A 25,933-nucleotide genomic window follows, 5' to 3' on the forward strand; every position below is an offset into this window, starting at 1 on the left:
ATTATTCATAGTTTAACGCAACTATCGGATCCAGTGTACTGGCTCTGTGTGCGGGGTAGTACCCGAAGAACACTCCAATTCCTACGGAAAACAGTATGGCGGTGATAACCGATCCCACACTGGGTATAAACTGCCAGTCGAAAATACGGACAGCAAACAGGGATATTCCCAGCCCAAGTAGTAAACCGATTATCCCTCCTACCATTGTCAGAGCCGAAGATTCAACCAGAAACTGACTGCGGATGTACGCGGGACGGGCACCCAGGGCTTTGCGTACGCCGATTTCACGGGTTCGTTCTGCAACAGCCACAAGCATGATATTCATGATTCCGATACCCCCCACCAATAACGATATGGCCGCTATTCCGGAAAGCACCACATTCAGTGTAGCTGTAATCGAACTTGCGGCTTCAGCAATGGTTGCAGGACTCATAATGAAGAAATTTCCCTCTCCCAGCCGCAGGTTCAGAAAGTTTTCAAGTCGTTCGGCAATTTCAAGAACATCCTCACCCTCCCGGGTTGCTATGGCATAGGAGTCCACCACCTCGCTGGAGCTAAAACGCTGAACGTAGGTGTTAAACGGAATGTAGACAGAAGTATCGAAGCTTTGTCCGAAACTGTCTGATCGGCTGGTCATAACTCCGGTAATTCGAAAGCTTCGGCTGCTGCTGCCAATGAATACCCGTACATAGCTGCCGAGCGCCCCTCCGTCGGGAAACAGCTCTTCTGCAGCATCCTGCCCCAGCACCATTACCATTTCGCTGTTCGCGTTCTGTTCGCTATTCAGGTATTCCCCCTCCGCGGCTTCATAGTCGAACACCTCCGCGTATTCCGGAGGGGTGGCGGTAATGGTGGCAGTGTACTCATTTGATCCAGAGCGCATCCATGCCTGGGATGTATTAACCGGAAGGGCGAATTCTATTCCGGGAATTTTCTCCGCGATTACCTCAGCCAGACCAGTGGTGAAGTTATTGGCAATTTCCCTACTGCTGCCTCTGCTGCGCACGGTAATGGATTCCAAGCCCGTTGCAGCGATGTCTCTCCGTATACTCTCGCTGGCGGAGTTGCCCAGGGTGGTAATGGCGATTACCGATGCCACGCCGATAACGATACCCAGCATGGAAAGCAGGGTACGCATTTTGTTGGTGGAAAAGCTTTGAAATGCAAGCCTGAGATTCTCAAAAAACACTAGTCTTTCTCCTCGATTCTGCCGTCCCGAAGGCGAATGCTTCTGGCACATTCAGCGCTTACTTCAGGATCGTGGGTCACCACCATGAACGTATTTCCCTCATCATGCAGCCTGTGGAAAAGATCGATGATTTGATTTCCGGTTTTACTGTCCAGTGCTCCCGTGGGTTCGTCTGCAAGGATGAGGCTGGGTTCTGTTACAAGAGCCCTGGCAATGGCGGCCCGCTGACGTTGACCTCCGGAAAGCTCATTGGGTTTATGATACATCCTCTCTTTGAGTCCGACCCGCTCCAGGGCGTGTGCAGCATAGGCGTGACGCTCCGATGCAGAAACCTTTGCGTACATTAAAGGTGTGGCTACATTATCCAGGATGCTTGTCCTGGCCAGCAAGTTGAATTGCTGGAAGACAAATCCGATTTTTTTGTTTCGGATATCCGCAAGCTGGTTTTGCGTCATATTGCTGATATCTTCCTCGTCTATGTACACATTCCCTGAGCTGGGACTATCCAAACATCCCACCAGATGCATGAGAGTGGTTTTTCCCGACCCCGAGGGACCCATTACCGCAACCATTTCAGCTTTGAGAATTTCTATATTCACACCGTCGAGCGCCCTTACGGTATTGTCACCCATCGAATAGTGACGATGGAGCTCAACTGTCCGGATAACAGCCATCATGACCCCCCGCGTCCCGGTCCGGCAGGTCGCCCCCCTGCTCCGGGAACTCTGATCATGGCACCGCCTGAAGTACCCTCATTGCTGCCCATAAGCTGTGAAGGAGATACGAATTTATCTCCCGCTTCCGCCCCGGAAAGAATTCGGTAATTGTTCTCATCGAATTCCTGGATCCCAAGGCGTACAGGCTGTGGATCCTCATTGTCAGCTGTGATCCGCAGCCCCATTCCGTTACCCTCATTTTGACTGAGCACCGCTTCCTTAGGCAGGATTAAAATATCCCGGACCTCACTTACTATTATCCTGGCGGTAAATGTAAAGGAAGGCTTAATTTTTTCATCTGGATCAGTAAGGATTACCTCCACATCCAGGACTGCAATGCCGTTGTTATTAATTCTCCCCTCCATGGGAATGGATGAAACCAGGCCTGTATAGATCTCATCCGGATAGGCATCAAAATAGAATTCCACGCTTTGGCCTTCTCTGAGTTTGGGGACATCAATTTCGTCTATGGGAATGCTTGCCTTCATGTTCCTGGTATCGATAATCCGTAAAACGCTTTGTTCCGGGCCTGCGGAATCACCCTCATCCAGATGAACGGCACTTACCCTGCCGTCTATTCCGGCTCGAAGCTGAGTATCCCGCAGATCTGCCTCCAGGAGATCTTTCTGTATTCTCAATAGTTCCAACGTTCTCTGACTGCCGTTGTTCTGTTCCTGATCAATTTCATACTCCAACTTCGCCAGGTCGTATTCAAGAGAGTCGGTGTCAAGTTCGGCAAGGAGCTGGTTTTCAACCACCGATTCACCCCTTGATACATGAATTTCCCGAATCCTGCCGCTCACCGGAAACGTGGCGTCCTGGGCCTCTACTGCAGAAATGTTTCCGCTGGTTTCTATGCTTTCCGCTTTCGACGCATAGCTTACTTCAAATTGTTCGCCGGATATGCCGCCATCTCCCGCTTCTCCCTGCTGTGTGAATAGCAACAGCATTGCCACCCCTCCAATTATAAGGGCTCCAGTAAGGATACTTCCCGTAATGAGTCTCTTTTTATTCATTGTGCTGCTCCCGATTTCATGGCTCTGATTTCCAGAGCTTTTTGGTAAATTGATATTCGTGTGGATAGAATCGATGACTCAAGTTGTATGGCCTGGTGTTTGAGGTCTTGCAGCTCATCTGAATCGTTAATTCCTTTCTCAACACCCTGTTCGCTCTCCCGGATCTCCTGATTCTTTACACTGAGTTCCCGGATCCCGTTTTGTAATTCATTTTTAAGTTGGAGAATTTCCGCTTCCAGACCGTGTAGATTCTGCCTTTGCTGAACAATTGTTCTTTGACTAATTAGCTCTTCACGGCGCAGCTGGTTTTCAAGTTGTTGAACCTCTAATTGATTTCGGGTTCTTTGAGGATCAGAACTGTAGGAGAGGCTGAAAGATAGGGTGCTTGAATTGTTTTGACCATCATAGGTGAAATCCAGACCGCTGCTTAGTTCCCCGGAAATATCCATCTGAACTCCCGCACTGGCTCCGGTGGAAACCGAACCATCCTGCGTATTGATCCTTGGTGATACTGCTGCGCTGAGATTGATGTTTGCCGGATCTTTTTCACGGCTGTTTTGAAGCTCAAGTTGTGCAGCACGTTCGTTCAATGACTGGAAACGGATTGCAGCAAGATCCTCCAGTTCAGGCAGGGTAATTATTGATGAATCGATTTGTCCGAACTCCTGAAAAATTGCATTGAGAACTGTTCTGTCTATCGTTTTTTTCAGGATGTCTTCCAGGAATTGTGCTGCATGTTCGAGTTTTCCTTGAACGGCGGAAATTTCGCCCTGAATTTGCTCTATATTCAGGTCGATTTTTGCCACCTCAGAACTATCTTCCCGGTAGCCCTGGACCTGGATTAGGTTTCTTCTGGACTCTTCCCTGTTTTCCATCGTATGGAGCAGATCATCCATTTGGCTGTAGAGGCTGTATATTCCATCAATCTCATCCAGAAAGCGTATCTCGGAGTTCAAAATTTCGTCCTGGAAATTCTTTAATGCCTGTTCAAGAGATATAGCTATCCGAAAAGATTCGGGGTCCGTGGTATCATGGGAGAGAATGTCCTCAAGGAGGTGTTGGAACGAGAGGGAGGCTGCGATGCTTGAGCCTGTCTCCTCCTGTCTTCCGTCCACATTAACCGTTTCATCCGAGTTATCTGCACTGTCACCATTTACCAGTGTTCCCTGAAGGTCAAGCTGGATAGTAGATGAGTTATTTTCACCGAAACTGTAGCCCATATACGGCGTAAAGCTCACCTGTGAAGGTTCGCCGTTTTCTCCCAGCATGATACTGAAGCCTGAAGATCCGGCCCCCTGGCCTAAACCTGTGCGGAAAACTGAATCGATCTCCTGGTTGTGGAATTGTTCTTTCAGAATTTCAAGCTCATAGGCCTGCCGGGATAGCGACAATTCGGTATCCTGTTGAAGCCAGGCTTCCAAATATTCCTGATACACGCTTTCAGAATGTATTGGGGCGGAGAATAGGAATAGCATCGACAGAAACCCTGTCACTGCAATCTTTCTGTTCCGAAGATATTCCATACAAGTGGTTTTTCCATGTTTCCATTTCATATGGAAAAGAGAGCAGTTTCTGTGCCAAGAAACCTGTTTCTACCCACAAATATTGAATAAAAGGATCTCGGGAGGATATAGGCGGCTGTGTTTCCCAGGTCATGTCTACAGGGGCTCCAGTGAAACAAACTGCAATGGTTGAAGCTGTTACAATATGTTACATCTGCACCTTGCTGTGAAAAAAGGTTACGCTCTTTGCCGGGGCTGTCTCTGTAACAAAAAGCTGAGTCTTACTATAATCCTGATATATGAAAAGTATAATTTCCGACATGGACGGGGTGATATACCGGGGAAAATCCCTCATTCCCGGAGCCAATGAGTTTATTCAGCGCCTTCGAAGCGAGGGCATTCAGTTTCTATTTCTCACTAATAATTCAGGGGATGCGCCCGGTGACCTGAAAGATAAGTTGGAGCAGAAAGGTGTTCACGGGCTGAATGAAGAGGATTTCATTACTGCCGCCATGGCAACCGCCCTCTTCCTAAAAAGCCAGCGTCCACAGGCCCGGGTGTACGCCATCGGCGGCAGCGGTCTGACCCGGGAACTCTATGATGCGGGCTTTGTAATCAGCGAAAACCGTCCGGACTATGTGGTGGTGGGAAAAACCGCCGATTTCAGCTTTGACCAGATGCGCAAAGCCGCACGCTTCATCCGAAACGGCGCACGCTTCATCGGCACCAATCCGGATATTATCGATCCCACAGAAGAGGGCTTTGAGCCGGCCTGCGGCAGCATACTGGCTTCCATTGAGGCGGCCAGTGGGAAGAAACCCTATATTATCGGTAAGCCCAACAGCCTCATGATGACCATCGCCACCAGGAAGCTGGGGGTTCACCCCGATGACACTGCGGTAATCGGCGACAGGATGGACACAGACATCGTGGGCGGCCTGGAGGCGGGGATGACCACCTGTCTGGTGCTCTCAGGGGTTACCGCAGAAGCGGATGTTGATGCCTTTCCCTATAGGCCGGACCATATTTTTCCCTCGGTTGCGGAGATTAACCCCAGAGAGCTGTAGCGCCCTTCATAAGCAGAATGGATATTCCCTTATACGGTAATCAGCGAAGCTTCCAGCGGATGCCCAGAAGAACTGGGATTTCTAAGCTTGGTTGATCAACTGCCCCGTCGGCATCTTCCCAGGCAAAGTCGTTTCTCGGGTTGTCATCAACACCGTCAGGAGAGTACAGGTATTTTCCGTGACCCTGCAGTGTTGCAGGAAAGAAGTAACTGAGCCCTGCAGATAAAGTCAAATCCAGTCTTTCGTGTACCGGGAGGACACCCTGAAAACCCAGCTCCAGACCGGCCTGATTGGAACTGATATCGAATTCTTCATTATCGCCGATAAACGCATAATGCCCCTTGTAGAAACTGCCCCGGGGGCCTCCGTAGAGTCGTAGTTCAATATCATTCTGCTGCAATAGCTGTATTCTGATGTCGGCACCGATACGAACGGCCTGCCCGTGCTTTTCAATAGTTCCTCCGGTGGCGTCATTGATGAAGATTCGCCGGGCGTCCTCGGCGTTTCCCGAATCAAACTGGTAACTATAGCCCCCATGAAAGCCAAAGCTCACTCCCAATTGGGGATTTAGATTTTCAAAGTCCAGGGTCATATTCATCCCCGCATCGCCGTAATAGCCCAGTTGTAAACCCTGGTGTAGGTTTTGAGCTTCTAATACTGCGATGGGTAACCAAACGGCTGTAAAAATTAATATCAATCGTACAAAAACCGAATTTATACGCAACATCCATTCCTCCTTCCAATAATACCGTAATTTATCGTAAAATTTGGAAAAATCAAGTGTATTTTGAAAAACATTTGTTTTTACCGAGATTCCTATGTGTCGAATGTTGGCGTCCGGGGCAGGCGTCTGAGTGCAGGTGTCCGAGGGCAGGCGGGACCAAAAAAAAGCAGCGCCCCACAAGGCGCTGCAGCATATACGTAAGGGACCGCGAAGGATTTCAGCCTTTGCGGTCCGCGTTTTGTTATTTCACTTCAATCAGCTCAATTTCAAAGTAAAGGTATGCATTGGGTGGAATAACCCCTCCGCCGGCACCCTGTTCGCCGTAGGCCAAATTCGGTGGAAGAACCACGCTCCGCTGTTCCCCTTCCTTCATAAGGAGGACAATTTCATCCCAGCCGGGAATGAGGCGGCCCACACCGATTTCCACTTCCAGCGGGCCCCGGCCCTGAGAGCTGTCGAAGACCTGTCCGTTAAGAAAGGCACCGGTGTAGTTTATTACCACGGTATCTCCTGCTTCAGGACTTTTTCCCGTACCCTGCTGGGTAATCTTGTAAAAAATACCGCTGTCGGTTTTTTCCGCATCGGGGATAATGGATTCAGCCCGCTGCTCGTCAGCCTGCTGTTTGTTCTTTTCGAACTGTTCCTGATGCTCTTCGATTCCCTCCAGGGCGGCGTCGAATGCATCCTGATCGGCAGAAAAATTTTCTGCATCGCTGCCTTTACGGATGATACTCAGCTTTTCTATGCTGTCGCCCTGTTCGATGCTGTTCACCACATCCATTCCTTCAACAACTCTGCCGAACACCGCATGTTTGTAATCAAGCCATGGGGTTTCCTTGTGGGTTATGAAAAACTGGCTTCCGTTGGTGTTGGGGCCGGCATTTGCCATGGAGAGAACCCCCGGTTCATCATGTACCAGATCCATGTGGAACTCATCGGGAAAACGGTAGCCCGGACCCCCGGTACCCTTACCCTCAGGATCGCCTCCCTGAACCATAAAATCGTCAATTACCCGGTGAAAGATCAGTCCGTCGTAAAACCGCTCTCCCTCTCCCTCGGAATGTTTGATGGTTCCCTCAGCAAGGCCGACGAAATTGATCACTGTCAAAGGTACTTTCTTATATTCAAGTTCAAGAAGAATTGAACCCTTCGATGTGTCCATTTGGGCGTAAAGCCCGTCAGAATGATTGTCCATATTGAATACTCCTGATTCTGATGACTGTGCAGATACGCTGCCAGGGGCGGCGAAAAGCAAGATCATCGCCGAAATGACCGTGGCTGTATATTTTTGCATAGATATTCCTGCTCCTTGTAAGCGGGTGCAATTCTACCATATTCCCCGCATGAAAAAAAGGGAAGGAGACGAATGCTCCTTCCCGTAATCGCTTGACCCTGGGCGAACCGGTTATTTCCGGATCACCCGTGCCTTAATCACCCCTTCGATTGATTCCAGGCGTTTTACGCCATTGTCCGAGATGTCGCCGTCCACATCGATGATGGTTACCGCCACTTCATCCCGATGTTTATTAATCATGTCTGAAATATTGATTTTTTCATCCGCCAGCACGCTGGTGATCTGTCCCACCATGGAGGGTACGTTACGGTTGAGAATGACCAGACGGATATCGGTGGAAAACTCCATCTCAACCGAGGGGAAGTTCACGGAGTTTTTGATGTTGCCCGAACTGAGATAGTCTGCGAGCTGTCGGCTGGCCATTACCGCACAATTTTCTTCAGCCTCAGGTGTGGAGGCACCCAGGTGGGGAATTGGCAGGACATTTTCCTGGTTGAGAAGTTCAGCGTTGGGGAAGTCTGTAATATACTTTGCAACCTTGCCGCTTTCCAGCGCAGCAATGATATCCCCATCGTTTACCAGGGGTCCCCGGGCGAAATTCAGAATGCGTACCCCGTCTTTCATCCGGGAAATCAGTTTGCTGTCCACCATCCCTGTGGTGCTTTCCAGAAGGGGTACGTGAATGGAAATAAAATCGCACTCCGCCACTGCCGCTTCCAGGCTTTTCGCTCTTCGCACTCCGGCGCTGAGGCCCCAGGCACTGTCCACGGAAATGTAGGGGTCAAAGCCCAGAACATTCATTCCCAGGTCGGCGGCGGCGTTGGCTACCATTACTCCAATGGCACCAAGGCCGATAACCCCCAGGGTTTTGCCCATTATTTCCGGTCCGGCATAGTCTTTCTTGCCTTTTTCCACGGTCTTTTCAACATCCGACTCGCCTTTCAGTTCCCGTGCCCAGCTTACGCCTTCCACGATTTTTCTGCTGGAAAGGAGCATACCGCTGATTACCAGTTCCTTCACCGAGTTGGCGTTGGCACCGGGGGTATTGAAGACCACGATTCCCTTGTCTGTGCAGGATTCTAAGGGGATGTTGTTGACCCCGGCTCCTGCCCGTGCAACCGCAAGCAGACTCTCCGGGAGAGTCATGTCATGCATCTTGTGAGACCGGAGAATGATGCCTTCGGGCTGAGCCGCATCATCCTTGACGGTGAATCGTTCGGGGTCGAGAAGACCAAGACCCGTTTCCGATATCTTGTTGAGCGTCTGTATGGTGAACATGTTGCCTCCTATGTCTGCCGATTATCGCGGGAGATAATGGTTGCCGGATTGAGGGGTTGGATTTAACCTGGCACGCAGCGACAGATCCTTCCCGGGAGTTTATTCCCGATCAGGGAGTTTGAGTTCAAGTCCAAGTTCCTTCAACTGATCCGGATCTACCGGCGAAGGAGAGTCGTCCATGGGGTTGATCCCCTGGGTGTTTTTGGGGAACGCTATAACTTCGCGGATTGTGGATTCTCCGGACATGAGCATTATTAGTCTGTCCAGTCCAGGAGCGATACCTCCGTGGGGGGGGGCTCCGTAGCGGAATGCGTTCATAAGAAATCCGAATCTCTGTTCCGCTTCATCTTTGTCAAAACCCACTATGTCGAATATCCGCTGTTGCAGTTCGGGATCGTGAATACGGATGGAGCCCGAGGCCAGCTCGATGCCGTTGCATACCAAGTCGTACAGGGCGCCTTTTACCGCACCGGGATCGTTCTCCATGGAGTCCAGGTACTTCGCCTGGGGCATGGTGAACATGTGGTGGGCAGCCTCCCATTTTTTACCTTCCTCGTCGTACTCAAAGAGGGGGAAGTCCACCACCCACGCAAATGCAAAGTTTGAAGGTGTAGTGCCGCCCTTCTCTACCAATTCAAGGTCGCTGCCCAGACGTTTGCGCACCGCACCCAGGGCGGTACAGCTTACCTTCCAGCTATCGGCCACAAATAACAGAAGGTCCCCTGCTGATGCGGAGAGCTGCTTGAGAATGCTGTCACTGGAATCGGCAAAAAACTTCCCGATACCCCCTTCAAGCTGTCCTTCTTCAGTTACCTTGGTCCAGGCAAGGCCTTTGGCACCGTAGGTTTTTGCCGTGTCTTCAAGATCGGTGATCTGTTTCCTGCTGTAGCCTGCGGCACCGGGGACAACCAGAACTTTCACCGTGCCGCCGTTTTCAACAACAGATTCGAATACACCGAAACCGCTGCCGGGCACATGTGAATTGAAATCCTGCATTTGCATGTCGAAGCGGAGATCCGGTTTATCCGACCCGTAGAGGTTCATGGCCTCATCGTAACTGATGCGGGGAAAGGGCGTTTGAAGATTAATATTCAGAGTGCTCTTGAAGATATGCGTCATCATTCCTTCAATGAGCCGGAAGATATCATCCTGGTCCACAAAACTCATTTCAATATCCACCTGGGTGTGCTCAGGTTGGCGGTCGCCCCGCAGGTCTTCGTCACGGAAACAGTGGGCAAGCTGAAAGTATTTATCAAACCCGGAAACCATGAGAATCTGCTTAAAAAGCTGGGGGCTCTGGGGCATGGCATAGAAGCTGCCGGGGTTCAGACGGCACGGAATAAGGAAGACCCGGGCGCCTTCGGGGGTGGACCGCATCATTGTGGGAGTTTCTATTTCCAGAAAGCCCTCTCTGCCCAGATATTCCCGTACCCTGTAGCTGACATCGGCTCTGAGTTTGATCTTTCGCTGCATGGAAAACGAACGAAGGTCAAGATAGCGGTATTTGAGTCTGAGGTCCTCATTGGTATCACTGCGCTCATCGATCATGAATGGAAGGGTCTCACATCTGGTGAGAACCACAATGGTGTCGGCCTGAATTTCCACCTCACCGGTGGTCATATCGCTATTTACCATGGAGTCAGGTCTTCGACGAACGATTCCCTCCACCGCTATACAGTATTCGTATTTCAGAGATTCTGCAGTATTCCGGAGATCGTCAGATGCATCTTCATCTATCACAACCTGGGTGATACCGTAGCGGTCCCGAAGATTAATAAAATGAACACCGCCGTGATTACGGTTTCTATGAACCCATCCATTGAGGGTTACACGTTCGCCTGCCTGAGCGGCGGTGAGCTCTCCGCAGCTGTGACTTCTTTTGTATTGTTCCATGAACAAGAGAGTAGCATTATACCGATTATGCGTTCAAGATAATTCCGCTTACGATTCCCGCCTGGGCAAGGATATAACTGATCATAATTAGCAGTTGATCTCCCCTGAAGCGCTTTTTGAAGTAGCTGTAACCCAGCATGGTATCGCTGAAGATAAACAGAAGAGATCCCGCTGCAACCAGAATTCCGCTTATTCCTCCCACAAACTCAAGTCTTGCAAAGGCGGCGATGCCCAAAGCGGCCAAAGCGGAGGAATACAGAACTAGCCCAAACTGATAGTCCCGCTCCGCAGGCCAAATGGTGCTGAGAATGAACCAGGCCAGTGCGGCGAAACCCAGGATGGCGGTGAGCACCAGGGGAGTCATTGCCGGCTGGGAGATATCCAGAATAAATGTGAGAATGTAAAAAATATGTCCGATGAGAAAACTGCTAAGGCCCAGAAAAAAGGCGGATTTCTTTCTGCTGAGAAGAATCACATCCCCGGCCCAGCCGGCGATGAGCCCGCCTAAAATGAACCACCTGGGTGTAATGGCAAGGGATAAATAGATAAACACCAACAGGGGCATGAGAACGGGTTTGGTGAATACTCTGAATCTGCTCCGGTCGCTGCTAATAAGAAGAATATCGCCGGCGGATGCAACGATCAGCAGCACGATTGGAATAAGAACATATTCGCTCATACCTCAAGTGTAGTATTATTCGGCAGTTCCGGCAAATTTGCCGGTTTACGGCCACGGGTGGATAGGCTGACAGACTGCTCGGGTTGGCCGTTTAGTGTGTCCGCTCGGCTCGGGGCTCTTCTTTAACGTACCCGTTTACATTCGGTGCAGCCCACCACATGGACGTGATCTTTTCTGCCTGCCTTTCTGTATGTTCTGGCAACAAGATAGCCGTCTTTGCTCAGGGTTTTGCCGCATACCGGGCATGTTCTGGGATGCTGGGAGTTATCCGGCCAGCAGTGGGGGCAGCCGTAAATATTGGTGAAAATTTCCTCCACCTTCAGGTTCTCATGCCTGCCGGCGCTCCGGTAGTACACGCTGTGGACGGTTTGGCCCTTTTTCAGCATGCTTCCGCATACCGGACAGGGTTTCAATACCTCAAGACGATTGCGGTCTTCACCGGCCATTTTCAGGGCCAGCTGCTGAAAATCCCCTTTGCTTAATTTTATGAGGCTGATAATCAGCAGGATGATAATTATGCCCAGAATGGACATCACCAGATAGGAACTCAGCACGCTACTCTCCACAGATCATGATTGGGTCTGATACAATGGTCGGCAGCAACGGGAAGAATTCCAAGCAAAACAGAACGCGAATGCAGCAGAGACTGCCGCTTCGCCCGGGAGGAACGAATGGCGGTGTTATATGTTGTGGGTACGCCAATAGGAAATTTGAAGGATATTACCCTTAGGGCTCTGGAAACTTTGAATGAAGTTGAGGTGATAGCCTGTGAAGATACCCGTCATAGCATGCGGCTTTTAAACGCCCACGGCATCCGCAAGCGTCTTATCCCCTGCCATGCCCGCAACGAAGCCAAATCCGCCCCGGGCATAGTGGCGCTCCTGAACGATGGAAAGGATGTGGCCTACATCAGCGACGCCGGTACGCCGGGAATCAGCGATCCGGGTTCCCAACTGGTAAGGGCGGTACGGGATGCCGGGCATGCGACTGTACCCATTCCCGGCGCTTCTGCCATGACGGCCATTATGAGCGTTGCGGCGTTTCCGGGCAAACGGGTGATTTTTGAGGGGTTTCTCAGTCCAAAGGGTGGAAGAAGAAAAAATCAGCTTAAGAATTTAATGGAAACCGGCGATGCTTTTATTATCTACGAATCACCCTTTCGAATTGTGAAGATGCTGCAGGATCTGGAAGATCTTTGCACTGAAATGGAAGATGACCGCCCCATACTCTGCGGCAGGGAATTGACCAAGGCTCACGAGGAGATTTTGGAAGGAAAACCGGGGGAAATCCGCTTCGACCTGGAAAACCGGCCTTCTGTCAAGGGGGAATTCGCAGTACTTGTGGCTGCAAAGGCAAAAAGGCCTTAACATTTAAGGTAAAATGACCGATACTGTTAATGAAAGGAAGGATTATTATGAGTATCGAACGACTTGGTCCATTAGATCCTATATCGACCTATAATAAAAATCAGAAAGCTAATAAGGTCGAGTCCAAGCCCGCTCGGGATTCCATCTCAGTATCGAATGAAGCGAAGACCAAAGCGGAAATGCTGAAACTCAATGAAGAAGTTCAATCTTCTTCGGATGTGCGGGAAGAGCGTATTGCCGAAGTGAGAGAGAAACTGAAAGATCCTTCCTATATAAACGATGCGGTACTTAATAATGTAGCCGATAAGCTCATGGATTTATTCGGCCTCTAATATATCCAGACCCCCGGGTCTGATCTGCCGGTTCACCCCGGCCAAACCGGAGTTGCTGTTCCACAGCGATTCCGGTTTTTTTGTAACCCCATGCCTGAACCAGGGGTTACTGAAATGGTAGGCAATTTCAAGATTTCTGTTTGAAAGACCCGTACGAACGAGAATTTTCCCATGGAGATATCAAGTTGAATATTCAGTCGCCATCCTCTATGCTTTTAGAAGAAAATGAGTACACAGTTCGACAACATGTTGTTGATTCCAGGATTGCAATGGGTGAATTAGAACTCCATGGAATAGAACACCTGCGTTTCGGTGTGGATTCCATACAGCACATTATCGATACGGTCAAACCCCTGGGAAATCGTGTTCTTCTTGTAACCGAGCGAAGCGGCGGGGATCAGGATAATGTGAACCGACTTCAGGGTTTTTTGCGGGCCGGCGGCATTGATCCGGTGGTATTTGATGATATCCGGCCGGGTATTAAAACCTCGGTAATCCAGACCATTGCAGATATCGGTGCTGCCGGACAGGTCCAGGTGGTTATCGGTTTCGGTGGTATGAGGGTTCTCTCTCTGGCCCGGGCGGCCACGGTGCTCATCGGCAGCGATATGAGCCTGAATGATATGCTTCGGGACCATTATCCTGACTCCGTTCGCTGCAGCTATGTGGAAATTCCCAATTCATGCCGGAATCACTTCATGATGAAATCCGATGTGGTGGTTAGCGATTCTGTGAGCGAACGGGCAAGGCGGATCCGTTTGCCTGCGGGTCTTACAAAGGCGTTGATTATCGACCCTCAGTTGACTCTGGGGCTCAGCATGAAATATCAGCTTGTGGCCATTTTGGATACATTGCTGGCCTCCATCGAAGGGTATCTCTCAAAAAGACGGAACTTTTTATCTGATATTCAGCTTCTGGAAGCCATGCAGCGGCTCCACCGTTCCCTTTTCCAGACCATGCGCCGTCCTGATGATATTCAGGTGCGGGTTTTGGCAAGTCAGGGCGGACTACTCTCCGGTATGGGGCTGGCCACATCCAGCCAGGGAATCGGAGGTACTCTGGCATACATGATCAATGCGGCTTTCAAGGTCCCCAAGAGCTGGATTGCCATGGTTATGCTTCCCCATATCCTGGACATGTACGTGGAGCGGCAACCTGAACGGCTTGCCAGAATTGCCGATGCGTTAGGGGAGGACGTAAGCGATCTCCCCAGTGAAAAGGCTGCCCCAATGGCTGCGGCCGCAGCGCGGCGCTTTCTCGCCCGCCTGGAACTGCCCACCCGGTTGCGCGATTTCAATCTCAGCCTTGATGAACTCTATACTGTCTGCGAAGCATCCGCAGGATTTTATTTGAATGAAGTATGCGGACTTGAGCTCAGTTCCCAGGAAGTGTGCAGTCTGATTAAGCGGGCATTTTGAGCCTATGATTACGCTGAGAAAATTTCTCCAACTCAAACCCGGTACGCAGAAACGAAAGCTGGTGAGGATAATCGGAGACTATGAGCAGTTTCTTGCGGGGAAACTCCAGGGAAATAGGACGTCGTTTATCCGGTTTTTCGAGGATCTTGAGCGGGAACTGCCCCCGGGCCTGGTGGATCCGGTGGAATGGCATAAATTCGTCAGGGCTGCCGGCAGCATTCACGCCGGTTTTGCGGCCAACCGCCTGCGTCATCTGCTGATGGATGAGATCGGCGCGGTGGCTGCGGACTGGGATGAATACTCCAGCCTTTCACCCGCTGCGGGCCCCGGGGATCAGTATTTGCGTTCCGGGAAAAGGTTCGCGCCGGGAACGGAATACCGGGATCCGGAAGAGATGAGACTCGATCTGGGTGATCCTCCCTGCCTTCCGCCCTTGCCGCCGGGTGGAAGGGGGATTTATTTGGATGACCTGCGCTCACCATTCAATGTGGGTGCTGTATTCCGCAGCGCAGCGTTTTTCGGTATTTCACCCGTTATTTTATCTCCGGATACCCCCAAACCCGGTACTCCCAGGCTGGATAAGACTTCCATGGGAATGTCGTTTCAGACCCAGTGGGGGGTACTGCCTCGGGAAGATTTCATTACATCCTTTCCAGCCTCCGTCGTAGGGGGGGCGGGAGCAGCTGTCTCTCCTTTCCTGTATCTTCTGGAGACCGGAGGAGAACCCATTGGTGCTGCTAATATGCAGTCCGGAAGTTGGCTTATTCTCGGAAATGAGGAGCTGGGATTGCATCCTGACCTTCTTGAAATGAGCAGAGAGCTTTCCCGGGGCTCGGGGAGCGACAGCCCGAAGGAAATACCCCAAAGCCGGGTGATCAGCATACCCGGCTCTGGAAAAAAGGCGTCGTTGAATGTATCGGTGGCCTTCGGCATTGCCGCCGCGTTCTGGTGCAACCCGGAGGGATAACCTCCTGCCAACAGCTTCAATTTCCAACATTATTGGCCGCAGCCGCACAGATAAGAGAATTACATCTCTTCTCCCTGCTTACCCTCAGCCGTCTTGCTTCCGTTTAACTGGAGCTCAAAACTGATATCCGCCGTATGTTTCAACGTTGCTGAAACACCACAGTAGTCATTCAGCGACAGATCTATTGCCCGGAGGATTTTCTTCTGATCCAGGGAATTTTTATCACCAGTAAATGCATAGGTGATGTGGATATTGGTGAAAACTTTGGGGTGGGAGTCGGATGTCTCCCCATCAATAGCTATATTGAATTTCTCGAACGGAACCTTCATCTTGCCCAGAATGGAGGTCACATCCATGCCGGTGCATCCCGCCAGGGCTGAAAGCATGAGACCCTTGGGCTGAGGTCCGTAGTCCTTTCCCCCCACTTTTTCAACTGCATCCACGGGAATGGTTCTCCCTTGAAGATCCAGGTCAAATGCCATGCCGCCTTTCCAGCTTGCCGTGCTCTTTGCCATACTGTTTCCTCCTATTTTTGGGCTAACGCTGCCTATCCTGCGAAAGCAGGTTCCTGCTGCTGCAAAGTCTGTTGGGAGCTGATCAGCGTTTCAGCGCCCGTTCAATTTTATCCCGGTCAAATCCCACAATCACCTTTCCGTGAACGTCTACAACCGGTACTCCCATCTGTCCGGATTTCCGTACCATTTCATCGGCTTTTCGTTGATCCCTGGATACATCAAATTCTTTGAAGGTAATTCTGTTCTCCCGCATCCACTGTTTGGCTTTTACGCAGAAACTGCAACTGGGAGTTGTGTAAATGGAAACTGCCATCATATACTCCTTATATCTAAATGCTTATGTTTGAATATAAGGAAAATAATATATTGAGTGGTGCTCTGTCAAATGTTTTCCTGCATATTCGGGAACCTGCATCACCTGCAGACTCGCCCGAACGGCGGCAGGAGCTTACATGCTTCGTTCTTCCTCAAATTTCTGGGAGAGCTTTGCATGGATGCGCATGAGATGGTCCATTGTAGGAATGTTGAACCGACCGATCACTGTCGGATCTATTTGTTCGTACCCGTTGGTTTTTTCATCGATATTCGCAAGTGAATTGGCCAGGTACACGGTATCAACAATCATCCGGTAATTCTTGTCCGCACTGTGCGGGTCGTGATGAAAGCGGATGGCGTCTACAAGAATTTCCGGGAAGTTCCACTTTTCGGCAATCATTGCACCTATTTCAGCATGATTCAGTCCGGCTGAGAAATCTTCAAAGAGATGGGCGGGAATTCCTTTTTGCTTGGTGAAGTTGGCAATGTTTGAAATCAGATCTGGATGTACCGAACTGAAAACAATTTTTCCCATATCGTGAAGAATACCCCCGACGTATACGTCATCAAGGATTTCCTTCTTTTTTAATATACTTCTGGCGATGGTATAGGCATAAAAGGCAGTTCTGTATGAATGCATCCAGAGACCCTTGGTTTCCTCATTTCCCTCTCCCAGGGTTTTCTGGGCACCGTATGAGTACAGGAGATTCCGGAGCCGGCGAAGCCCCACAAGCTTAACCGCTTCGCTGATGTTGTCCACCCGCTTGGGCAGCATGAAAGCGGCGGAGTTCACCAGTTTGAGAAGGTCTGCGGTAAGTGAAGGGTCGGTGGCGATTTTCCTGGCAATATCGCTGAGCTCCACGTCGGGGTCATTAATTTCCGCCTGAAGGGCTGCGATGTTCTCGGGGAACTTGGGCAGGCTGTCGATATGCTCAATCAGCTTTGCAGATACCTCGCTGATCTGTTCAAGTCTCAGCTCGCTCATTGGAATGGTGATCCGGGCGATGGTCTCCCCGTCTTCTGTATCGATGTCAAATGCATCCTCATCCAGACCCAGCTTTTTCAGCATGAGCACCAGAATGACAATTCCCAATCCCGCTCCCTCGCTGTCATCCAGCACTGTGGCAAGGGCTTCTTCCATACTGTTGAACGCCCGGCTTCGGGCAATTCTGTCGTATACACGCATTTGTTCTTTCCGGGTCATTTCGGTATTGTTGATCACATAAATGTGGAGCTTGTCTGCTTTCGAATGGAAAATAATCTTGACATACAAACCCCGGTCTTTCTGAAGCTTTAAGTAATGCTGAATATTGTCCAGGGTGGTTTGTTTGAAGTTCTCCATCCCGCTCACATAGTCATCTTCGCTGCTAATATCAAGTTCGAGTTCCTGAAAATAGACCCGTTTGGTATTGGCCTTTTTGGCATTCACCGCCAGTTCCCGCAGACAATAGAACAGGGAGTCCTTCAGTGACTCCTGTCCCATTTCCAAAAGAAATACTTCAAGAATTTCCTCAAGCTGCAGCTCGGTTTCGTTGGGAAGGGTAAACGTCTTAACGGTAAGGGGTACGGAGCTGCGGGCCGCTTTCCGGACTTTTTCAGCATCGATCTTCATAGTATATGTCCCGTAATTCAAACTTTTATGTATCGTATCCGTGATGATAATCCAGGATACGGCTTCATGAAACTTACCAAACCCTCATGTAAGGGCAGGTGTATATCTACTATTATAATTCCTATCTTATCATATGCAATTCTCTATTTATATTCAATATTTATAATTTATACACAAAGGGGGGAATCTTGCTGATTTCTTCAGTATACCCGGGGTCAACAGTATATCCGGAGGCTGTAGATTACCCATTGCGCGGTTTTTCCCGTTCCTCGTCATCAGTATCGTCGGAGTTTTCCCCATGGTCCTTCATAATCTCCGCCATTTCCTTGAGCCGTTGCTCAACCCGGAAGTTGAGGCTGCTTTCCGGAAACCTGCCGTTTTCTGCGCGTTCCCCGGCTGTCATCCCGCTGAGAATTTCCATTCCCTCATCTATGGTGCTTGTGGCCCAGATATGAAACATTCCCTGTTCTATTGCCCGGCTCACATCCCGGTTGAGGACCAGACTCTCAGTGTTCTGTATTGGGATAATTACCCCTTGTTTACCGCTGAGTCCAATTTGCCGGCATACTTCGAAGAAACCTTCGATTTTCTCAATAACACCTCCTACGGGCTGAATCTCACCCATCTGATTTACTGATCCGGTGACAGCAACATCTTGGCGAAGGGGAATATCTCCTATAGCGGATAGAAGGGCGAATATCTCGCTGGAGCTCGCACTGTCTCCCTCAACCTCTACGTAGCTCTGCTCGAAGGCAATCCGTGCGGTTATGGAGAGAGGAAAGTTCCTTGCGTAGCGGGCGTGTACATAGGATTCCACAATATATGAACCCTTGTCGTGGATCTCTCCGCTAAGCCCGGCTTCCCGTTCAACATTTATCAGACCGTCATTCCCCGGAACCGCCTGGGCACTGATCACCGTAGGCCTGCCGAAGCTGTAATATCCCCGGTCCAGCACCGCAAGTCCGTTCACCCGGCCTACTTCACTTCCCTGAATCCGGATGAGCAGTTCGCCGCTGCGGATTTGCTCGTCGATCTTTTCTTCTGGAAGATTAAGCAGAAAAGCCCGCTCCTTCAGCGCCCGCTCAATAGCCTCCCGGTCAATTTCCTGCTTGCCTTCCACTCCCGCCCAGTAATCCGCCTCTCTGAGAATATCTGCCACAAGACTGAATTGGGTTGAAAGCTGATCCCTGAATTCCGCAAGCCGGACCCCGTACTCAAGAACCGCTGCAATGCCACTTCTGGACGCATTACGGAGATTTTCATCCCGGGTTATGAGCCTGATAAAATTGATATACTCACCGGTGGTCCGGTGGTTCCTGGGCATCACGTAATCAAATTCCGCAGGAACCTTGAACAGTTTCTGAAAGTCTTCATCCTGAAGATAGAGGGCGTCGTAGAGGCTTTCCTTGCCCATCACTACCACCTTCAGGTTCACCTTCACCGGGTCGGGCTTGATATAGCCGTGGGATGAGGTTCCCGGAGTGCTTGGATTACGGATCTCCGTTGATCCGTTCTGCAGAACTCGTTTGAGGTGCAGATACGCCTCATCCTCAATGAGAATGTCCTCGGCTTTCAGTACCAGGTATCCGCCGCTGGCCCTGAGAATTGAGCCGGGCCGCAGGTGAAGAAAACCGTAGGTTGGTTCACCTCCGCTCCCCGAATCCGAGGGAATGTCGATGCTGCCAAACAGTCGGGCGTAGTCCGGTGCGGTCTCCTCGATCACCGGAGGTGCATCGGTATTACTGTGATCAATGAGAATGTTGGCGTCGTAGCGGGTCAGGGGCTCGGGAAGGGGCTGGGTGGAGAGTTCAGGTTCGCCCTCGAAGGCTTCATCATTGCTCTCATGAATTAGCACGGAAATTCTCTGTAACAAGTCGCTGCCCATGCTTTCTAAATAGTCGGCAATTCGTTTCCGCTCCTCAGGGGTGAGAGGCGCGCCCGGAGAGCAAAATTCCGTTTTCAGTTGCTTCACCCCCTCTTTTACATCGGGAGACATGGTTTCCATGTGAAGGGCATCCATTTCGCTGGTGATCTTCACCCGGGAATTCCGGATCCGGCTCAAAACCTGTTTGAGTTCATCCATGTACTGAAAGTACTTTTCCCGTAATTCTTTATAATCTTTTCTGCTGAGAACGCCTCTGCTCACTCTTTTTTGCAGTTCATCAAAGTCGGAGGGTTCGTCATCAATCATGGGGGCAAGATCCGCCCGCTCCTGGTCATCCTCCTCAATCTGGACAATTTTGAAGCCCTCCTGTTCTACACGGTCTTCAAAATCGAAGAGCATCTGATTCTCCTCGGATTCGGTCCTGAGCATGATCTGATCTCTGGCTTCCTTGAATCCGCTGCGGCTCTTGATGGTCAGTGCCAGCTCCCTGATCGAGAGGACAAATCGGCGCAGAAGCTTCTTGAAACGCTTGCCCTGTCCGGCGGGCAGATAAAGCACCCTGGGACTGTCCTGCTGAATCATATTATGAACATACAGAATATCCCGAAGCAGTTCCGGTTTGAGCTTTTGAGCGGCAAGGATGTGGTTTACCGCCGTCCGTTTTCCGGTACCCGCAGCTCCGCTGGCGAATATATTGTATCCCTTTGAGGAAATGGAAATTGCCATTTGAAGAGCCTGGATGGCCCGTTCCTGTCCGATTATGCCAAAGCTTGCCTGATCCCTGGGTTCCACATTCAATTCTTCTTCGGGAATTGAAAAGAGCACCCTCGAGGCTTCAAGGCGGCATCGTTGGGATGCATGGGAAGTATTCATGTACGTATCCGTCCAATGGCAGCTTGAAAACTGCCGGTTGTATAATCAGTATAGAGGCGGGACAATTCTCTGTCCAACTCTGGAGGCTACATGATAACCTACTAATATGAGGAGAAGTATACTATGAATATTTCCCAACTAGACAGCTGGCTGCAGGCAGAACTGAAACTGGATCAGTTCTCCCGAATCGATAATAGCAAAAACGGCCTCCAGGTAGGCCGCAGGAATAACCAGATATCCAGGGTTGCCTTCGCCGTGGATGCAAGCCTGGAGACATTCCGGCGCTGTGCGGATATCGGGGCGGATATTTTGATGGTTCATCATGGGTTATTCTGGGGGCGGGAAGAACTGCTCACCGGGTATCATTACGAGCGGATCCGTTTTCTCATGGAACACGATATTGCCCTCTATGCCATTCATCTTCCCTTGGACGCCCATCCCGAACTTGGAAATAATGCGGGAATTGCCTCCAGTCTGGGGCTCAAGGATATACACCCCTTTGGTCTTCACAAGGGAGTACCCATCGGCATGGCAGGAACCCTTGAGAAGCCCCTGGAGCTTTTTGCAATTCAGGAGAAGCTATTCGGCTTCGATGGTAATGTTATTGCAACCCTGCCGTTCGGGCCCGATGAAATCCGTTCGGTGGCCATTGTTTCCGGGGGAGCGGCCTTCGATGTGGATGAGGCAATAGAAAAGGGGTACGATTTGTTTATCACCGGCGATGCCTCCCATACGATTTATCATCGTTGTCTGGAAGCGGGAATTAATGTTATATTCGCCGGACACTATTTAACAGAGGTCTGGGGTGTGAAGCTGCTCATGGAGCACCTGCTGAAAGGACCCGGCAAAGAAGCGGGAATTGAAGCGGAATTCATAGATGTACCTACGGGTCTGTAAACGGGATAACACATGAAAGAACAAACATATCATCTTAAGCCGCTGATCCTTACAGCAGTTATCGTATTCCTGGATCAAATAACCAAATTGATTATCGTACGGACCATTCCGTTGAATACCATCGGTTCATCTCATCTGGATGGATTCTTCCGGATTATCCATGTACGGAATCTTGGTGCTGCATTCAGTCTCGGAGATTCCGCCGCTCCTGTAGTGCGGATAATTCTGATGATCATCATTCCATCCATTGTGATCATCGGTGTTCTTATTTTTCTGATAAAATCCGACGAGATCAGCAAATTTCAGCGTTGGCTTCTGGCGGGGATAGCCGGGGGCGGCATAGGCAATGTGTTCTTTGACCGGATATTCCGCCCCCTCGGCGTCGTAGATTTTCTGGATTTTAAATTCTACGGATTGTTTGGACTGGATCGATGGCCCACCTTCAATGTTGCGGATATGTCCACGGTGATCAGCGGCATACTATTGATGATCACGCTGATTTTTACCGGAGAACAAAGCAGCGACTCGGATACCGGTATGCAGAATGCCGGCAGAAGGAATACAGAAAACCGGGAGGTTGAACATGACAGATAATGAACATGATGGAAACGGAGACGGAACCGCGGAAAACGGATCCATCCAGGGTGCCCGGGAACAATCGGGAAAAAAAATGAACAAGAAACTCAATTCGGTGCTGTTTATTCTGGGCGCAACTGTGGTGAACGTGGGCATCATGATTGCCATGCTCCTGCTGCTTGCAACCCTGTATGCCCGATTTCTCTCTGGTGTCTTCGGCCAGGGCGGAGCACAGGTGGCTCTGATTATCATATTCTTTCTTTCTGTTGCATCGTCCTATCTGTTCTACCATCTGTTTATCAAATGGTTGTCAAAGAGAGTGGACATGGATAAATACTTTGATCCCATTTTCAGAATAGGAGCCCGCAAGCGATGATTTTTCCCATATCCTGGAGCAGCGTACGCAGAGGAATGGTTGTTCTATTCCTTGTATCTGCCGCGCTTTTTCGTGTAAGTGCAGAATTCGGACCTGAGGATTCCGTGTATTTCCTCTTTACCGACCGCTTTTATGACGGAGATGGAAGCAATAATTATACGGTAAACATCAGGAACCTGAAGGGTTACCATGGTGGAGATTTTGCCGGATTGACGGAGAAGCTTCCGTATATAGCCGACATGGGGTTCAGTGCAATCTGGATCTCCTCGGTTGTGGATAATCAGGCCGGCGGCTACCACGGCTATTGGGCCCAGGATTATTATGCGGTGGAAGAGCATTTCGGTGACATGGAGAGTCTGAAAACCATGGTTGACCGGGCTCATGAGCTGGGTATCAAGGTAATACTAGATCTGGCCATAAATCATACCGGGATTCAGCACGATTTCTTCGGGGAGCCGGAATACGACGACTGGTTCCATCCCCGGCGGGATATTGACGATTATTCGGATCAGTATCAGGTGGAGAACCACTGGCTTCAGAATCTTCCGGATTTAAATCATGAAAATCCCGAGGTGCGCGAGTATCTGATCGATATGTCTATCTGGTGGATCGAACAGACCGGTATTGACGGCTACCGTCTGGATGCCCTGAGACATGTGCCCGCGGAATTCTGGAAGGAGTATTCCGCCGCTATCAAAAAGCGTTTTCCGGACTTTTACCTCATAGGAGAGGTGTTTGACGGTAATCCTGCCAATCTGGGAAAATATCAGAATGCCGGAATAGACGGATTGCTGGATTTTCCTGCCTATTTTGCCATTCAGGATATGGTGAGAAACGGCGAACCGGCCACCCGCTTTGCTCAGAGCATCATCAATTCCAAACGAAATTATCCCCATGAAGATCTTATGGGCACATTTATCGACAACCATGATGTTCGGCGCTTTGTGAACCAGGTGTACCGGAACCAGGAGCAGAAGCTGGCCCAGTCACTCATGTTCCTGTTCAGCTATACGGGCATACCAATAATGTATTATGGCACGGAAGTTCCCATGGACGGCGGATCCGAGCACTCGGGCCGGAGTCTCATGGCCTGGGAGGAGCCCGCCCTCTATAAAGATCTGGTGACCTCTCTGAATGAACTCCGCAGCCGCCATCCTGCCCTCAGCAGGGGCGAATTCAGCATTGTGGACCGGAGTATGAGCCGTTTTGTGTATGCCCGGCATGATGACGATGATGTGTTTCTCACGATTCTGAATAACGGCGCTGAAGAGCGGTTTACCATCGAGCTGCCGGAAGAGCTGCGACGAGATTTCCGATGGGCCCACAGCATGGTGCTGGATTCCAACGGCGAAGCGCTGGCTCCCGGCGTTCCGGATCTGGAAAAAGTCCGTATCCGACGGGGCCGCCTGCGGATGGAACTTCCCGGCTACACGGGGGTGGTGCTGAAACTCAGCAGAGAAAGAGAGTAAAAAAGCCTGGTATCTCAGGCTCTTGCATGTATTGATAGGGCCTGAAAGAGACGGAAAATGTTTTGAAGGATCAGTACCCGTCGGATATGGCCCTGTTCTGGTCCTTCTTATACAGCTCGTTGTAAACGAAGCCCCTATTCTTCAGCTTATCCTTCACATTCTGGGGGAAGGGAACATAGCGCCAGAATATTGAGCGGACATCCCGTTCCATTTTTTGCGTACCCTCGGATTCCTTGGTAATCCAGAGAATGTAGTCCTGAATGAAGGCGTCTTTCACATCCCCTTTGCGTTTTTTATCGGAAAAATCCTGATAATACCATCCTGTGAGACCTTCTTCCATCCAGTAATGCTGGGCTTTTTCCTTTGCAACCTGCCAGCGCAGGTCTCCCAGTGCGGAGATCACCGCGACCCGTAGGTCCTTTGGGAACACGGGGATTGCCAGTCTGCCGCGGCTGGTGGCCCGATTGTGCCGTTCGAAAGGCTCCCAGCAGATCCCCGTATCTCCGTAACAGGGAATCAGAATTACATTGGGAACAATTCTGTTGGTTTGCTGCTTGAAGGTCCGCTTAAACACATCAGGATCCAGAGCTTCCACCTCTGCAAGAGTGTTAACCACATTCTCTTTGGTGCCGATATCCCGGATGTTTGGAATGAAGTACTGCTTTAAGAGCATAGGAAAATGATTGCCCTGCCGGCCTACACAGAGTTTTGCCATCTGCCGGACGGTGTTCATCTCTTCCCCTACAGATTGAGAATCAGCGGCATCTTCATCGCCATACTCATTTTCCTCCTGCCGCAATTTTTCCAGCTGGTCGCTCACGCTGTCCAGTTCTTTGTATGCGGTGCTGAGTTGACGGTTCAGGTTATTCAGGCGCCGGATAATTGAATTTAGTTCGCTGAGCCCGTTTTTCTGGGCATCGTCGTATGGTGCCGGAAGATTGTCATACCGGCTCATAGGCTGGTGACGGAGCAGGAGTTCAAGCTGTTCCTTCATGATCCGTTCCTGGGTCTGCATTTCGCTTACATAGTTTTTTACTACCTGAATCTGCGCATCGTAGCGGCCCCGGGTCTTATCCAGCATGGCGCTGACTTTTGCCCCCTTGTTTTTAGACGGCATTTTAGTTTCGTCGGTGGCAGATGCGCTTACCCTTCCAAATGCCACCGCTTTCAGCCACTCATCTGCGTAATACACCGGCTCATCGCAGCTGGTGGTATAGGGAATTCGGCTCACAAGTATTCGCTGTTCCGAAGAAATTGCGGTGGGAAGAAGAATCCCGAATCGTAAAAGCAGAATTTTAGGTGCAGGCAGTTTGCGGGTAATTTTAGATGCTACTGAAGCGGCGAAATCCCAGTATGCAGGGGCTAAACGACCTCTATGCATGGTTCTGTCCTGGGGATCCTTGGCTTGGAGAAAATTTCCCAGCATGTTATGTACATGTTTGGCACTTTCGCCCTCCCCGTTAAGCAGTATTTTATAATAATTTTTATTCTTGAAAATGGGTTGGGGCTTATCGGTGAGAAGTTTCTCAAACCTGGAAAACTTGGGATCTTCAACCTGGTCCAGAGCGGAACTGAAGTCGGGTACTGTACCCATTTCAACCGGACGTTCCTCATCGAAGAGATCGGAAAAATCGGGGGGAGCGTCGGAACCGTTGCTTTTTGTCCCGGACTCCGGGGAAGATGTTTTAGCTAGAAGATGAGAATCTTCATCATCACCGAAGGTGATAGTTGCTTCCTCGCTCTCCACCAATCCTGCAAAAATGTTTTCTGTGTCAGAGTGTTGATCAGCCATAGTTCTTCACTCCAGTATATCTGAGAATCTCAGGAAAAGCCATGCACTGATGTAATGAATTTAGAGTGCACCAAAGCTTGTAAAAAAATTCGCAAGTTCAAGCAGCAGTAATTCTTTTCCGGTATATGATTTATGAACACACTACAACCATACATCACTAAACTGCTGGCAGAATTCAGCC

Annotated in this window: 24 protein-coding genes; 9 read left to right on the plus strand and 15 right to left on the minus strand. The window is 50.2% G+C overall.

The genetic code is table 11. The features are described 5' to 3' along the window. Position 1 precedes the first annotated feature (1 nt). From AC52PS_RS02165 to AC52PS_RS02180, 4 genes are read right to left on the minus strand one after another with little or no spacing between them, the layout of a single operon-like run. On the minus strand, positions 2-1,189 hold the full coding sequence (locus AC52PS_RS02165; RefSeq protein WP_495561384.1) for an ABC transporter permease: 1,188 nt from the start codon (positions 1,187-1,189) through the stop codon (positions 2-4). Further along, complete coding sequence (locus tag AC52PS_RS02170; RefSeq protein WP_495561385.1) at positions 1,189-1,863, minus strand: ABC transporter ATP-binding protein; 675 nt, start codon at positions 1,861-1,863, stop codon at positions 1,189-1,191. The genes AC52PS_RS02165 and AC52PS_RS02170 overlap by 1 nt, the downstream gene beginning before the upstream one ends. After that, the gene (locus tag AC52PS_RS02175) at positions 1,863-2,921 is read right to left on the minus strand and encodes an efflux RND transporter periplasmic adaptor subunit (RefSeq protein WP_495561386.1); all 1,059 of its coding nucleotides are present in this window, start codon (positions 2,919-2,921) and stop codon (positions 1,863-1,865) included. The genes AC52PS_RS02170 and AC52PS_RS02175 overlap by 1 nt, the downstream gene beginning before the upstream one ends. Further along, a complete protein-coding gene (locus AC52PS_RS02180; protein WP_495561387.1) occupies positions 2,918-4,357 on the minus strand; it encodes a hypothetical protein in 1,440 nt (479 codons plus the stop codon). The genes AC52PS_RS02175 and AC52PS_RS02180 overlap by 4 nt, the downstream gene beginning before the upstream one ends. Before the next feature lie 365 nt (positions 4,358-4,722). On the opposite strand from AC52PS_RS02180, the gene AC52PS_RS02185 reads away from it, so the two are divergent. Then, positions 4,723-5,490, plus strand: a complete 768-nt coding sequence (locus AC52PS_RS02185; RefSeq protein WP_495561388.1) for an HAD-IIA family hydrolase — start codon at positions 4,723-4,725, stop codon at positions 5,488-5,490. A gap of 40 nt (positions 5,491-5,530) precedes the next feature. Here the strand turns inward: AC52PS_RS02185 and AC52PS_RS02190 are convergent, their stop codons facing one another. The 6 genes from AC52PS_RS02190 to AC52PS_RS02215 all read right to left on the minus strand — a co-directional run bounded on the left by AC52PS_RS02190 (position 5,531) and on the right by AC52PS_RS02215 (position 11,912). Next, positions 5,531-6,217 (minus strand): hypothetical protein, encoded by a 687-nt coding sequence (locus tag AC52PS_RS02190; RefSeq protein WP_495561389.1) that lies wholly within the window; start codon positions 6,215-6,217, stop codon positions 5,531-5,533. A 238-nt stretch (positions 6,218-6,455) separates the two neighbouring features. After that, positions 6,456-7,409, minus strand: coding sequence for a peptidylprolyl isomerase (locus AC52PS_RS02195; RefSeq protein WP_495561390.1), 954 nt, complete (start codon positions 7,407-7,409; stop codon positions 6,456-6,458). 210 nt (positions 7,410-7,619) lie between these two features. Then, positions 7,620-8,786 (minus strand): phosphoglycerate dehydrogenase, encoded by a 1,167-nt coding sequence (locus tag AC52PS_RS02200; RefSeq protein WP_495561391.1) that lies wholly within the window; start codon positions 8,784-8,786, stop codon positions 7,620-7,622. A gap of 99 nt (positions 8,787-8,885) precedes the next feature. Further along, complete coding sequence (aspS, locus tag AC52PS_RS02205) at positions 8,886-10,679, minus strand: aspartate--tRNA ligase (RefSeq protein WP_495561392.1); 1,794 nt, start codon at positions 10,677-10,679, stop codon at positions 8,886-8,888. Between the two features lie 25 nt (positions 10,680-10,704). Next, complete coding sequence (locus AC52PS_RS02210) at positions 10,705-11,358, minus strand: lysoplasmalogenase (RefSeq protein WP_495561393.1); 654 nt, start codon at positions 11,356-11,358, stop codon at positions 10,705-10,707. 122 nt (positions 11,359-11,480) lie between these two features. Beyond that, positions 11,481-11,912: a hypothetical protein gene (locus tag AC52PS_RS02215; RefSeq protein ID WP_495561394.1), complete on the minus strand. Its 432-nt coding sequence runs from the start codon at positions 11,910-11,912 to the stop codon at positions 11,481-11,483. Between the two features lie 117 nt (positions 11,913-12,029). On the opposite strand from AC52PS_RS02215, the gene rsmI reads away from it, so the two are divergent. From rsmI to AC52PS_RS02235, 4 genes are all read left to right on the plus strand, one after another. Continuing rightward, positions 12,030-12,725: a 16S rRNA (cytidine(1402)-2'-O)-methyltransferase gene (gene rsmI, locus AC52PS_RS02220; protein WP_495561395.1), complete on the plus strand. Its 696-nt coding sequence runs from the start codon at positions 12,030-12,032 to the stop codon at positions 12,723-12,725. A 47-nt stretch (positions 12,726-12,772) separates the two neighbouring features. Further along, positions 12,773-13,057 carry a flagellar biosynthesis anti-sigma factor FlgM gene (locus tag AC52PS_RS02225; RefSeq protein ID WP_495561396.1) on the plus strand — a complete coding sequence of 95 codons (285 nt, stop codon included), beginning with the start codon at positions 12,773-12,775 and terminating at the stop codon, positions 13,055-13,057. 269 nt (positions 13,058-13,326) lie between these two features. Next, complete coding sequence (locus AC52PS_RS02230; RefSeq protein ID WP_495561397.1) at positions 13,327-14,475, plus strand: iron-containing alcohol dehydrogenase; 1,149 nt, start codon at positions 13,327-13,329, stop codon at positions 14,473-14,475. Between the two features lie 4 nt (positions 14,476-14,479). Next, positions 14,480-15,442 carry a TrmH family RNA methyltransferase gene (locus tag AC52PS_RS02235; protein ID WP_495561398.1) on the plus strand — a complete coding sequence of 321 codons (963 nt, stop codon included), beginning with the start codon at positions 14,480-14,482 and terminating at the stop codon, positions 15,440-15,442. A 59-nt stretch (positions 15,443-15,501) separates the two neighbouring features. On the opposite strand, the gene AC52PS_RS02240 is transcribed toward AC52PS_RS02235, so the two are convergent. The 4 genes from AC52PS_RS02240 to AC52PS_RS02255 form a co-directional block, all read right to left on the minus strand. Then, positions 15,502-15,957, minus strand: coding sequence for an OsmC family protein (locus AC52PS_RS02240; RefSeq protein ID WP_495561399.1), 456 nt, complete (start codon positions 15,955-15,957; stop codon positions 15,502-15,504). A gap of 82 nt (positions 15,958-16,039) precedes the next feature. Then, positions 16,040-16,270 carry a glutaredoxin family protein gene (locus AC52PS_RS02245; RefSeq protein ID WP_495561400.1) on the minus strand — a complete coding sequence of 77 codons (231 nt, stop codon included), beginning with the start codon at positions 16,268-16,270 and terminating at the stop codon, positions 16,040-16,042. Between the two features lie 135 nt (positions 16,271-16,405). Then, entirely contained in the window at positions 16,406-17,884 is a 1,479-nt protein-coding gene (locus tag AC52PS_RS02250; RefSeq protein WP_495561401.1) for an HDOD domain-containing protein, read from the minus strand. 241 nt (positions 17,885-18,125) lie between these two features. Then, positions 18,126-20,642, minus strand: coding sequence for a Lon protease family protein (locus AC52PS_RS02255; protein WP_495561402.1), 2,517 nt, complete (start codon positions 20,640-20,642; stop codon positions 18,126-18,128). 123 nt (positions 20,643-20,765) lie between these two features. Between AC52PS_RS02255 and AC52PS_RS02260 the strand changes: the two genes are divergently transcribed. From AC52PS_RS02260 to AC52PS_RS02275, 4 genes are read left to right on the plus strand one after another with little or no spacing between them, the layout of a single operon-like run. Beyond that, on the plus strand, positions 20,766-21,539 hold the full coding sequence (locus AC52PS_RS02260) for a Nif3-like dinuclear metal center hexameric protein (protein WP_495561403.1): 774 nt from the start codon (positions 20,766-20,768) through the stop codon (positions 21,537-21,539). 12 nt (positions 21,540-21,551) lie between these two features. Then, entirely contained in the window at positions 21,552-22,133 is a 582-nt protein-coding gene (gene lspA, locus AC52PS_RS02265) for a signal peptidase II (protein WP_495561404.1), read from the plus strand. Further along, positions 22,123-22,491 carry a leader peptide processing enzyme gene (locus tag AC52PS_RS02270; RefSeq protein WP_495561405.1) on the plus strand — a complete coding sequence of 123 codons (369 nt, stop codon included), beginning with the start codon at positions 22,123-22,125 and terminating at the stop codon, positions 22,489-22,491. Before lspA ends, AC52PS_RS02270 begins: the two co-directional genes overlap by 11 nt. Beyond that, positions 22,488-23,960, plus strand: coding sequence for an alpha-amylase family glycosyl hydrolase (locus AC52PS_RS02275; RefSeq protein ID WP_495561406.1), 1,473 nt, complete (start codon positions 22,488-22,490; stop codon positions 23,958-23,960). The genes AC52PS_RS02270 and AC52PS_RS02275 overlap by 4 nt, the downstream gene beginning before the upstream one ends. 70 nt (positions 23,961-24,030) lie before the next feature. Here AC52PS_RS02275 and AC52PS_RS02280 read toward each other — a convergent pair whose 3' ends face one another. Next, positions 24,031-25,752, minus strand: a complete 1,722-nt coding sequence (locus tag AC52PS_RS02280; protein ID WP_495561407.1) for a DUF8510 domain-containing protein — start codon at positions 25,750-25,752, stop codon at positions 24,031-24,033. Positions 25,753-25,933 lie beyond the last annotated feature (181 nt).

It is taken from the genome of Salinispira sp., assembly GCF_059431795.1.